Source organism: Photobacterium sp. WH77 (assembly GCF_022014395.1).
Lineage (GTDB): Bacteria > Pseudomonadota > Gammaproteobacteria > Enterobacterales > Vibrionaceae > Photobacterium > Photobacterium arenosum.
Map to the genome: position 1 here is coordinate 73471 of NZ_JAKLTE010000021.1, position 12253 is coordinate 85723.

A 12253-nucleotide genomic window follows, 5' to 3' on the forward strand; every position below is an offset into this window, starting at 1 on the left:
AAATCAGCCAGAGCCCAAAAACAGTCAGGCCGCTGAAAACACATAACCAACGAATTTAAACATAAAAACAAAAGGCACCCCTGAGGGTGCCTTTTTCAGTTTTCGGTTATGCAAGAACCAAACAGATCTTAATCTTCGTCGTTCAAACCGGCATTCAGCAGTGCTGCCAGGTCTTGAGACGCCTGCTCGGCATCAACCTGAGGCTCTACCGGAGCCAGATCCGCATCACGACGACGCTGACGCTGCTGGTGATAAGAGAAACCTGTACCCGCAGGGATCAAACGACCCACGATGACGTTTTCTTTCAGACCACGCAGCTCATCACGCTTACCGGCAACCGCAGCTTCAGTCAGTACGCGAGTCGTTTCCTGGAACGACGCGGCAGAGATGAAGGACTCAGTAGCCAGAGACGCTTTGGTAATACCCAGCAGATCACGCTCAAACAGTGCAGGCTGCTTGTCTTCAGCAATCAGCTGACGGTTGGCGATGTTCACGCGGGAGAATTCCACCTGCTCGCCTTCCAGGAACTCAGAGTCACCCGGAACCGTAATGGTTACCTTACGCAGCATCTGACGGATGATAGTCTCGATGTGCTTATCGTTAATCTTAACGCCTTGCAGACGGTAAACTTCCTGAACCTCGTTAACGATGTATTCTGCTACCGCGTGAACGCCACGCAGACGCAGGATATCGTGTGGAGCTTCCGGACCATCGGCAATAACATCACCTTTTTCAACTTTCTCGCCTTCAAAGACGTTCAGCTGACGCCACTTAGGAATCATTTCCTCATATGGCTGGCCATCAGTTGGGGTGATGATCAAACGACGCTTACCTTTGGTCTCTTTACCGAAGGATACTGCACCTGTGATTTCAGCCAGGATTGCAGGCTCTTTCGGCTTACGCGCTTCGAACAGGTCAGCAACGCGTGGCAGACCACCGGTGATATCTTTCGTACCGCCAGATTCCTGAGGAATACGAGACAGCGTGTCACCGATACCAACCGCAGAACCGTCTTCCAGCTGAACAATGGCTTTACCCGGCAGGAAGTACTGCGCAGGCATATCTGTACCCGGAATCATGACATCGTTGCCTTTGTCATCAACCAGTTTCACCATTGGACGCATATCTTTACCTGCACCGGTACGCTCGGCACCGTCCAGGATTACGATAGAAGACAGACCGGTCAGGTCGTCCGTCTGGCGAGAAACCGTCACACCATCGATCAGATCCACAAACTGGATATGACCTGCCACTTCAGTAATGATTGGCATTGTGTGTGGGTCCCAGTTCGCCACCACTTCACCGGCTTCAACCGCATCGTTGTCGCCTTTGCCCAGCATCGAACCGTATGGCAGCTTGTAGCTTTCCTTGGTACGACCGAACTCATCAACAATAGTCAGCTCAGCAGCACGCGAAGTGATAACCAGCTTGCCATCGTTATTAGTAACGAACTTGGCATTGTGCAGCTTCAGAGAACCTTTGTTCTTCACCTGAATACTGTTTTCTGCTGCCGCACGAGAAGCCGCACCACCGATGTGGAACGTACGCATCGTCAGCTGTGTACCTGGTTCACCGATGGACTGTGCTGCCACAACGCCGACTGCTTCACCCTGGTTAACCAGGTGACCACGAGCCAGGTCACGACCATAACAGTTACGGCAACAACCGAAGTCGTTTTCACAAGTAACAACAGAACGCACTTTAATCTGGTCAACTGAGTTGTCTTCCAGAATGTCACACCACTTCTCGTCCAGCATAGTGTTGCGTTGAACCAGTACTTCTTCAGTACCTGGTTTCAGCACATCATCGGCCACGACTCGACCCAGTACGCGATCTCGCAGCGGCTCTTTAACATCACCACCTTCGATCAGCGGCATCATAGTGATACCTGCGTGCGTACCACAGTCATCAGCTGTGATCACCACATCCTGGGCAACGTCTACCAGACGACGAGTCAGGTAACCTGAGTTCGCTGTTTTCAGTGCCGTATCCGCCAGACCTTTACGCGCACCGTGCGTGGAGATGAAGTACTGGAGTACGTTCAAACCTTCACGGAAGTTCGCGGTGATTGGCGTTTCGATGATCGAACCATCTGGTTTCGCCATCAGACCACGCATACCCGCCAACTGACGAATCTGTGCAGCCGAACCACGAGCACCGGAATCGGCCATCATGTATACACTGTTAAACGATTTCTGCTGTTCTTCTTTACCTTCGCGGTTGATAACTGTGTCAAACGACAGGTTATCCATCATCGCTTTAGCAACCTGTTCGTTCGCGGTTGCCCAGATATCGATCACTTTGTTGTAACGTTCGCCAGCGGTTACCAGACCGGACTGGAACTGATCCTGAATTTCTGCAACTTCAGCTTCAGCTTCAGCGATCTTGGTGTACTTAGCGTCTGGCACCACCATGTCGTCGATACCAACAGATACACCAGACAGAGCCGCGTAAGCAAAGCCTGTGTACATGATCTGGTCAGCAAAAATGACAGTTTGCTTCATACCCAGTTCACGGTAACAGGTGTTCAGCAGGTTCGAGATCTGCTTCTTACCCAGTGCTTCAGTGTTCACCAGGCTGTATGGCAGACCCTTAGGCACGATTTGCCACAGCATGGCTCGGCCAACAGTGGTGTCCATCAGCTGGGTGTTTTTCACCAGCTCACCTTGCTCGTTTTTCACGTGCTCAGTGATACGCACTTTAACGCGAGCATGCAGCTCTGCATTACCGGTACGGTACGCTTTCTCTGCTTCCGCAGAGCCGGCCAGGTACATGCCTTCGCCTTTAGCGTTGATCTTGTCGCGGGTCATGTAGTACAGACCCAGTACAACGTCCTGAGACGGTACGATGATTGGATCACCAGACGCCGGAGACAGGATGTTGTTGGTCGACATCATCAGCGCACGTGCTTCCAACTGCGCTTCCAGCGTCAGCGGTACGTGTACCGCCATCTGGTCACCATCGAAGTCGGCGTTATAAGCCGCACAGACCAGCGGGTGCAGCTGAATCGCTTTACCTTCGATCAACACAGGTTCAAACGCCTGGATACCCAGACGGTGCAGTGTTGGTGCACGGTTCAGCATAACCGGGTGTTCGCGGATCACTTCGTCCAGGATATCCCAAACAACAGCTTCTTCGCGCTCAACCATCTTCTTGGCAGCTTTGATGGTGGTCGCCAGACCACGGGTTTCCAGCTTGCCGTAGATGAACGGTTTGAACAGCTCCAGTGCCATTTTCTTCGGCAGACCACACTGGTGCAGACGCAGGTATGGACCTACGGTGATTACCGAACGGCCTGAGTAGTCGACACGCTTACCCAGCAGGTTCTGACGGAAACGACCCTGCTTACCTTTGATCATGTCAGCCAGAGATTTCAGCGGACGCTTGTTCGAACCAGTGATGGCGCGACCACGGCGACCGTTGTCCAGCAGTGCATCCACAGACTCTTGCAACATACGCTTTTCGTTACGTACGATGATGTCTGGGGCAGCCAGATCCAGCAGGCGCTTCAAACGGTTGTTACGGTTGATCACACGACGGTATAGGTCGTTCAGATCAGAGGTCGCGAAACGACCACCGTCCAGCGGTACCAGAGGACGCAGATCCGGCGGCAGTACCGGCAGTACTGACAGGATCATCCACTCTGGGTTGTTACCGGATTGAACAAATGCTTCTACCAGCTTGAGACGCTTGGTCAGCTTCTTGCGCTTGGTTTCAGAGTTGGTTTCTTCCAGCTCTTCACGCATCAGTTCGATTTCAGCATTCAGATCCATGTTGGCCAGCAGTGCTTTCACTGCTTCGGCGCCCATGCGCGCGTCGAACTCATCGCCCCACTCTTCCAGCGCGTCCAGATACTGTTCTTCAGACAGCAGCTGACTACGCTCAAGATTGGTCATGCCAGGTTCGATAACCACATAAGATTCGAAATAAAGCACACGCTCGATATCACGCAGCGGCATGTCCATCAACAGGCCGATACGGGATGGCAGTGATTTCAGGAACCAGATGTGGGCAACAGGAGAAGCCAGCTCAATATGACCCATACGCTCACGACGTACTTTGGTCTGAGTAACTTCTACACCACATTTTTCACAGATCACGCCGCGGTGCTTCAGGCGTTTGTATTTACCACAAAGACATTCATAGTCTTTGACCGGGCCAAAGATACGTGCACAGAACAGACCGTCACGCTCAGGCTTAAAGGTACGGTAGTTAATGGTTTCTGGCTTTTTCACTTCACCGAAAGACCATGAACGAATCATGTCAGGTGAAGCAAGACCGATTTTGATCGCATCAAATTCTTCGGTCTTGTGCTGTGCTTTCAGAAACTTAAGTAAGTCTTTCACATTCGGCTCCTGTGAGGAGTTGACCCATAAAGGCGCCGTGGCGGCGGCGCCTTCATATTGATACCGGATTCAAGTAGTACTGACAGCGTCAGGCTTACTCGTCTTCCAGCTCGATGTTGATACCCAACGAGCGGATCTCTTTCAACAGTACGTTGAAGGATTCCGGCATACCTGGTTCCATACGGTGATCACCATCGACGATGTTTTTATACATCTTCGTACGGCCATTCACGTCATCCGATTTCACTGTCAGCATTTCCTGCAGCGTATAGGCGGCACCATAAGCTTCCAGTGCCCACACTTCCATCTCACCGAAGCGCTGACCACCGAACTGAGCTTTACCGCCCAATGGCTGCTGAGTTACCAGACTGTACGAACCGGTAGAACGGGCGTGCATCTTGTCGTCGACCAGGTGGTTCAGTTTCAGCATGTACATGTAACCAACAGTTACAGGACGCTCGAACTGCTCACCGGTACGGCCATCAAACAAATTCAGCTGACCCGATTCTGGCAAGTCTGCCAGTTTCAACAGCTCTTTGATTGCTGGCTCAGGCGCACCGTCAAAGACAGGCGTCGCGATCGGCAGACCCGCACGCAGGTTCTCAATCAGGGTACGAACTTCATCATCAGACATAGATGCAATATCAACATTCTGACGGGTATCGCCCAGATCATAGACCTTCTGAAGGAATTCGCGGAACCTATGCAGTTCCTGCTGTTCTTTCAGCATCTGATTGATCTTGTCGCCGATACCTTTTGCCGCCAGACCCATGTGAGTTTCCAGGATCTGACCGATGTTCATACGCGAAGGTACACCCAGTGGGTTCAGTACGATGTCGACCGTCTGGCCTTTCTCATCGTAAGGCATGTCTTCAACCGGACAAATCTTCGAGATAACACCCTTGTTACCGTGACGGCCGGCCATCTTATCACCAGGCTGAATACGGCGTTTAACGGCCAGATAGACCTTAACGATCTTCAGGACGCCAGGGGCCAGGTCATCACCTTGGGTGATCTTACGACGCTTGGTTTCGAACTTCTTATCGAACTCAGATTTCAGCTCATCGTACTGCTCAGCCAGCTGCTCCAGCTGGTTTTGCAGTGACTCGTCATCCAGAGTCTGAGAGAACAGCTTCTCACGGTCCATGGAAGACACACGCGCGTCATCATAACCGGCAGACAGCAGCAGAGTACGGACACGAGCCAGCAAACCACCTTCCAGGATCTGGAATTCTTCGGTGATGTCTTTCTTCGCTTCTTTCAGCTGCATCTCTTCAATTTCGAGTGCACGCTTGTCCTTCTCTACGCCATCGCGCGTGAAGACCTGAACGTCGATGATGGTACCAGACACAGAGTTAGGTACACGCAGCGACGAGTCTTTCACGTCAGACGCTTTTTCACCGAAGATGGCACGCAGCAGTTTCTCTTCCGGTGTCAGCTGAGTCTCACCCTTAGGCGTTACTTTACCAACCAGAATATCGCCACCCTTCACTTCCGCACCGATGTAAACGATGCCGGACTCGTCCAGTTTGGACAGGGCTGCTTCACCCACGTTCGGGATGTCTGCTGTGATTTCTTCCGCACCCAGCTTAGTATCACGTGCCACACAGGACAGTTCCTGAATGTGGATAGTCGTCAGGCGATCTTCCTGAACCACACGCTCAGAGACTAAGATGGAGTCTTCGAAGTTGTAGCCGTTCCAAGGCATGAACGCGATACGCATGTTCTGGCCAAGAGCCAGCTCACCCAGGTCAGTAGACGGACCATCAGCCAGCACGTCACCACGTGCTACAGGTTCACCCGGCATCACAGTTGGACGCTGGTTGATACAGGTGTTCTGGTTAGAACGGGTGTACTTAGTCAGGTTGTAGATGTCGATACCGGCTTCGCCCGGTACCAGCTCGTCTTCGTTCACTTTGATAACGATACGAGACGCATCTACCGACTGAACCATACCGCCACGTTTAGCCACCGAGGTTACACCGGAGTCAACCGCTACCGCACGCTCAATACCTGTACCTACCAGCGGCTTATCAGCACGCAGAGTCGGTACTGCCTGACGTTGCATGTTCGCACCCATAAGGGCACGGTTAGCATCATCGTGCTCCAGGAACGGGATCAGGGACGCTGCCACAGATACCACCTGGTTGGTTGCAACGTCCATATACTGAACGTGGTCACGTGGGTGAAGACCAGATTCACCTTTGTGGCGGGCAGTGATCAGCTCATCGGTAAAGCTACCGTCTTCTTCAAGAGCGGCGTTTGCCTGAGCGATAACAAACTGACCTTCTTCAATCGCTGACAGATAATCAATCTGGTCGGTAACCTCACCATCAACCACTTTGCGGTATGGTGTTTCCAGGAAACCATACGGGTTACAACGCGCAAATACAGACAGCGAGTTGATCAGACCGATGTTCGGACCTTCAGGAGTCTCGATAGGACACAGACGACCGTAGTGCGTGGCGTGAACATCTCGAACTTCAAAGCCCGCACGCTCACGTGTCAGACCACCTGGACCCAGGGCAGAAATACGACGTTTGTGCGTCACTTCTGACAATGGGTTGTTCTGATCCATAAACTGAGACAACTGAGAAGAGCCAAAGAACTCTTTCACTGCCGCAGAGATAGGCTTAGCGTTGATCAGATCCTGTGGCATCACAGCATCCAAATCGCCCAGGCTCAGACGTTCTTTAACTGCGCGCTCAACACGTACCAGACCGACACGGAACTGGTTTTCAGCCATTTCGCCAACACTACGGATACGGCGGTTGCCCAGGTGGTCGATATCATCAACTTCACCTTTACCGTTACGAATGTCGATCAGCTTACGCATCACGTCGATAATATCGTCGTGATCCAGCGTGCCAGAACCTGTTGTTTCTTCACGTACCAGAGAGCTGTTGAACTTCATGCGGCCAACCGCAGACAGGTCATAGCGATCTTCAGAGAAGAACAGGCTTTCAAACAGCTGCTCTGCCGCTTCGCGCGTTGGTGGCTCACCAGGGCGCATCATGCGGTAGATTTCAACCAGGGCGCTCAGACGATCTGTTGTACTGTCAATACGCAGGGTATCAGACATGTACGGACCGTAATCCAGGTCGTTGGTAAACAGCACTTCGATGGCTTTGTGGCCAGCCTGAGACAGCTTAGCCAGAATTTCCAGGCTCAGCTCTTGGTTAGCTTCAACAATCAGCTCACCCGTGTCTTCATTCACATATTCACGTGCTGACACTTTGCCCACGATGTACTCAACCGGTACTTCGATGTGGTCAATGTTATCTTTCTGCAGCTGTCGGATATGGCGCGCAGTAATACGGCGACCTTTCTCAACGTACACAGTGCCGTTCGCTTCAATATCGAAGCTCGCAGTTTCACCGCGCAGACGGTCTGGCACCAACTCCATAACCAAAGACTTGCCTTGTACTTCGAAATTGATCTTCTCGAAGAACAGGTCAAGGATTTGCTCAGTGGTATAGTTCAGCGCACGCAGAATAATAGACGCAGGCAACTTACGACGACGGTCGATACGAACGTAGACGTTATCCTTTGGATCAAATTCGAAATCCAACCATGAGCCACGGTAAGGAATGATGCGTGCGTTATAAAGCACTTTACCTGAAGAGTGGGTTTTACCCTTATCGCTGTCGAAAAAGACGCCCGGGCTACGGTGCAGCTGGGATACGATAACCCTCTCGGTACCGTTAATAACGAATGTACCGTTATCTGTCATGAGCGGAATTTCGCCCATGTAAACTTCTTGTTCTTTAATGTCTTTTACTGTGCCAGCTGGTGCGTCCTTGTCATACATAACAAGACGTAATTTCACGCGTAACGGCGCGGAATATGTTACACCACGAATCTGACATTCTTTGACATCGAACACCGGCTCACCGAGACGATAGCTAACGTATTGCAGCTCGGAATTGCCGTTATAGCTCTGAATTGGGAATACAGAACGAAAGGCAGCTTCTAGACCGTAATGCCCTTCCGGATCCTGCTCGATGAACTTATCAAAAGACTCAAGCTGGATCGACAGCAAGTAAGGTACATCCAATACTTGAGGACGCTTACCAAAATCCTTACGGATACGCTTTTTCTCGGTATAAGAGTAAACCATAGGTTCCTCAGATCGCTGATAAGTGATCCAAACTACCTCTAGTAAGAGGCAGTGACTAATAACATTGTTTGTAGCAGGAACAGCACTGGAGTACAGGCTGTGATTTGCACGGGAAGCGGTTGCAAAACAATGTGAAAAACACCACTACCCTACAGCGCAAAAGGGCCGGTGGCTTTTTAGCCACCAGCCCATAGCCATAAAGGCTAAGAAATTAAGTAATAATTACTTGATTTCAACAGATGCACCAGCTTCTTCCAGCTGAGCTTTCAGAGCTTCAGCTTCAGCTTTCTCAACACCTTCTTTCAGAGGTGCTGGAGCGCCGTCAACCAGAGCTTTAGCTTCTTTCAGGCCCAGACCAGTTGCGCCACGTACTGCTTTGATTACAGCAACTTTGTTACCGCCAGCAGCAGTCAGGATTACGTCGAATTCAGTTTGCTCTTCAGCAACTGCTTCAGCAGCGCCGCCAGCAACTACTGCTGCAGCAGCAGTAACACCGAACTTCTCTTCCATTGCTTCGATCAGTTCAACAACTTGCATTACAGACATTTCTGCAACTGCGTCTAGGATTTGCTCGTTAGTGATAGACATAACAATTCTCTTTTAAAGTCAACAATTAGTTTAAATAGCAACCAATAAAAAACCAAACTTATTAAGCGGCTTCTTTCTGATCGCGAATAGCTGCAATAGTACGAACCAGCTTGCCAGCAGAAGCTTCTTTCATGCACATCATCAGACGTGCGATAGCTTCGTCGTAAGTTGGCAGTTTCGCCAGAACATCTGCATCAGTCAGTACGCCTTCGAATGCAGCAGCTTTGATCTCGAAATCTTTGTTCTCTTTAGCAAAGTCTTTGAAAAGACGTGCTGCGGCACCTGGGTGCTCTGTAGAGAAAGCCAGCAGAGTAGGGCCTACGAAAGTGTCAGCAAGACACTCGTAGTTAGTACCTACTACTGCACGACGAGCCAGAGTATTACGAACAACACGTACGTAAACACCCGCTTCACGCGCTTGTTTACGCAGAGTCGTCATAGCACCCACGGCTACGCCACGAGAGTCAGCAACAACTGCAGACAGGGCACCACTGGCAGCTTCGTTGACTTCAGCAACAATTGCCTGTTTGTCTTGAAGGTTTAAAGCCATTGGATTTGCTCCTGGATTGTGTTTACCCACTCACTGCAAAATTGCAGGAGAGTTTGTACGGCGCAGATCCAAGAAAGACAGTAAATCAATCATGTTCCTGGCACCGTCTACGTAGGTTGAAGTATTAAGTTCTGAGAACACCTACGGTCTAGGACGAAGATCCCGGCAGAATGCTGCCCAGATCTTAGCCATTAATTCGAAACGCAGGATTATACATAATCCCAGCGATTCTGCAAATATTAAACGTTAGCGTCCAGAGTATTCTGGTCTAGCGCCACACCTGCACCCATAGTGGTAGAGATGCTGACTTTCTTGATGAAAGTACCTTTAGCTGATGCAGGTTTTGCTTTTTTCAGCGCAACCAGCAGAGATTCCAGGTTAGCTTTCAGTTTGTCAGCGTCGAAATCAACCTTACCGATAGTGGTGTGGATGATACCGTTCTTGTCGTTACGGTAACGAACCTGACCCGCTTTAGCATTCTTCACAGCTTCAGCAACGTTAGGCGTTACAGTACCCACTTTCGGGTTAGGCATCAGGCCACGAGGACCCAGGATAGTACCCAGCTGACCAACAACGCGCATTGCGTCTGGAGAAGCGATAACAACGTCAAAGTTCATTTCGCCTTTCTTAACCAGTTCAGCCAGATCTTCCATACCAATCAGATCTGCACCCGCTTCTTTCGCTGCTTCAGCGTTAGCACCTTGAGTGAAAACCGCTACGCGGACATCACGGCCAGTACCGTGTGGCAGTACAGTTGCGCCACGAACGTTCTGATCAGATTTACGAGCATCGATACCCAGGTTAACTGAAACGTCAACACTTTCTACGAATTTAGCAGTAGCCAGTTCTTTCAGCAGAGCAACAGCTTCGTTGATGTCGTACTCGCGAGTAGCGTCAACTTTCTCACGGATTACGCGCATACGCTTAGTTAGTTTTGCCATTGTCTTAACCCTCAACTACCAGACCCATTGAACGGGCAGTACCCGCGATAGAGCGCTTCATCGCTTCGATGTCGGCACCAGTCATGTCTGCAGCTTTAGTTTCTGCGATCTCTTGGATCTGAGCTTCAGTCACTTTACCCACTTTTTCAGTGTTAGGACGGCCAGAGCCTGACTTAACACCAGCTGCTTTCTTCAGCAGAACTGCAGCAGGTGGAGTTTTAGTAACGAAAGTGAAAGAACGGTCGCTATAAACAGTGATAACCACTGGAGTTGGCAGACCTTTCTCCATTGAATCTGTTTTAGCGTTAAACGCTTTACAGAATTCCATGATGTTCACACCGTGCTGACCCAGAGCTGGACCAACTGGTGGAGATGGGTTTGCCATACCAGCTGCAACTTGCAGCTTGATGTAAGCTTCTACTTTTTTAGCCATTGCTTAATTACCTTAATTTGGGTTCAAACGTCTGCTTTTAGCAAACAGACTCCCCGTCTAACGAAAGGGCGCGAAATTATAGTGTAATTCCACGCCCTTGACAATATGACTTGATTACTTATTGATCAGTTTTTCTCAACCTGACCAAACTCCAGTTCAACCGGAGTCGCACGGCCGAAGATAGAGACCGAGACTTTCACACGGCTCTTGTCATAATCGACTTCTTCAACCACACCGTTAAAGTCAGCAAACGGACCATCCGTCACGCGAACCACTTCACCCGGCTCAAACACAGTTTTGTGAACAGGCGATTCACTCGCCTGCTGCAGACGATTCAAAATCGCAGCAGCTTCTTTGTCTGAAATTGGCGCCGGACGATCAGATGTTCCGCCAATGAACCCCATCACACGAGGAATACTACGTACCAGATGCCAGGTTTCATCATTCATCACCATCTGTACGAGAACGTAACCAGGGAAGAACTTACGCTCGCTTTTGCGGCGCTGGCCAGCACGCATTTCCACTACTTCTTCTGTAGGTACTAATACCTCGTCGAAGTAGTCTTCCATGCCATGCATCTTGATATGTTCACGTAGTGACTGTGCAACTCGCCCTTCAAAACCAGAGAAGGCCTGCACAACATACCATCGTTTTTTTGGAGCTTCGCTCATGAACTCTTACCTCTATACACCGGTAACCAGGCGGACCAAACGGACCATAATGCCGTCGATGCCCCACAGGGCTAACGCCATAATGACAGTGACAGCTAAAACGATAAAGGTTGTCTGCGTAGCTTCCTGACGAGTTGGCCACACTACCTTGCGGACTTCCATGCGCGATTCACGGGCAAAAGTGATCGCTGTTTTACCTTTTGCTGTTAGAGCTGCAACACCACCAGCAGCGGCAACCAGGACCACTACAGCTGCGGCACGCAACGCTACAGATACATCACTGTACAGGTAATTACCAACCACCGCGGCTGCCAGCAGGGCAAATACAACAACCCATTTCAGGCTATCCATGCTACTAGAGCTGCTTTGGTTTTCGGCATTCGCTTTCATACAACCAACCTGTAACTTGTCTCAATATAGACGAAAATAACCTCGCAGGTAGCGAGGCTTCTAAGGATTAAGTAAATCCCTTTCGTAACGCTCTGTACACCTTAACGCATTTTTCACTCGGCACACTGACCAAAAAATACGCTAATCTGAGGCGGAGCGTAGAAAAAGGGCATCAAATGATGCCCTTTTTCGTACCTTGTCGTCAAATATTATT

Annotated in this window: 8 protein-coding genes; all 8 read right to left on the reverse strand. The window is 50.3% G+C overall.

Annotated features, from left to right (window positions below):
• Positions 1 to 128: 128 nt before the first annotated feature.
• Positions 129 to 4346 (reverse strand): DNA-directed RNA polymerase subunit beta', encoded by a 4218-nt coding sequence (gene rpoC, locus L6J37_RS17760; protein WP_192017291.1) that lies wholly within the window; start codon positions 4344 to 4346, stop codon positions 129 to 131.
• Between the two features lie 94 nt (positions 4347 to 4440).
• Positions 4441 to 8466, reverse strand: a complete 4026-nt coding sequence (rpoB, locus tag L6J37_RS17765; RefSeq protein WP_192017290.1) for a DNA-directed RNA polymerase subunit beta — start codon at positions 8464 to 8466, stop codon at positions 4441 to 4443.
• 222 nt (positions 8467 to 8688) lie between these two features.
• Positions 8689 to 9054, reverse strand: a complete 366-nt coding sequence (gene rplL, locus L6J37_RS17770; RefSeq protein ID WP_027254128.1) for a 50S ribosomal protein L7/L12 — start codon at positions 9052 to 9054, stop codon at positions 8689 to 8691.
• Positions 9055 to 9115: 61 nt separating this feature from the next.
• Positions 9116 to 9604 carry a 50S ribosomal protein L10 gene (rplJ, locus tag L6J37_RS17775; protein ID WP_192017289.1) on the reverse strand — a complete coding sequence of 163 codons (489 nt, stop codon included), beginning with the start codon at positions 9602 to 9604 and terminating at the stop codon, positions 9116 to 9118.
• A gap of 239 nt (positions 9605 to 9843) precedes the next feature.
• Positions 9844 to 10545 (reverse strand): 50S ribosomal protein L1, encoded by a 702-nt coding sequence (rplA, locus tag L6J37_RS17780; protein WP_192017288.1) that lies wholly within the window; start codon positions 10543 to 10545, stop codon positions 9844 to 9846.
• Between the two features lie 4 nt (positions 10546 to 10549).
• A complete protein-coding gene (gene rplK / locus L6J37_RS17785) occupies positions 10550 to 10978 on the reverse strand; it encodes a 50S ribosomal protein L11 (RefSeq protein ID WP_027254131.1) in 429 nt (142 codons plus the stop codon).
• Between the two features lie 125 nt (positions 10979 to 11103).
• A complete protein-coding gene (gene nusG, locus L6J37_RS17790) occupies positions 11104 to 11649 on the reverse strand; it encodes a transcription termination/antitermination protein NusG (protein WP_027254132.1) in 546 nt (181 codons plus the stop codon).
• A 12-nt stretch (positions 11650 to 11661) separates the two neighbouring features.
• Entirely contained in the window at positions 11662 to 12039 is a 378-nt protein-coding gene (secE, locus tag L6J37_RS17795) for a preprotein translocase subunit SecE (RefSeq protein ID WP_161459318.1), read from the reverse strand.
• Positions 12040 to 12253: the final 214 nt, after the last annotated feature.

Excerpts from the sequence above, each read along its gene's own strand:
- rplL (WP_027254128.1), bottom strand. The coding sequence starts at position 9,054 with ATGTCTATCACTAACGAGCAAATCCTAGACGCAGTTGCAGAAATGTCT.
- rplJ (WP_192017289.1), bottom strand. The coding sequence starts at position 9,604 with ATGGCTTTAAACCTTCAAGACAAACAGGCAATTGTTGCTGAAGTCAAC.
- rplA (WP_192017288.1), bottom strand. The coding sequence starts at position 10,545 with ATGGCAAAACTAACTAAGCGTATGCGCGTAATCCGTGAGAAAGTTGAC.
- nusG (WP_027254132.1), bottom strand. The coding sequence starts at position 11,649 with ATGAGCGAAGCTCCAAAAAAACGATGGTATGTTGTGCAGGCCTTCTCT.
- rplK (WP_027254131.1), bottom strand. The coding sequence starts at position 10,978 with ATGGCTAAAAAAGTAGAAGCTTACATCAAGCTGCAAGTTGCAGCTGGT.
- rpoB (WP_192017290.1), bottom strand. The coding sequence starts at position 8,466 with ATGGTTTACTCTTATACCGAGAAAAAGCGTATCCGTAAGGATTTTGGT.
- secE (WP_161459318.1), bottom strand. The coding sequence starts at position 12,039 with ATGAAAGCGAATGCCGAAAACCAAAGCAGCTCTAGTAGCATGGATAGC.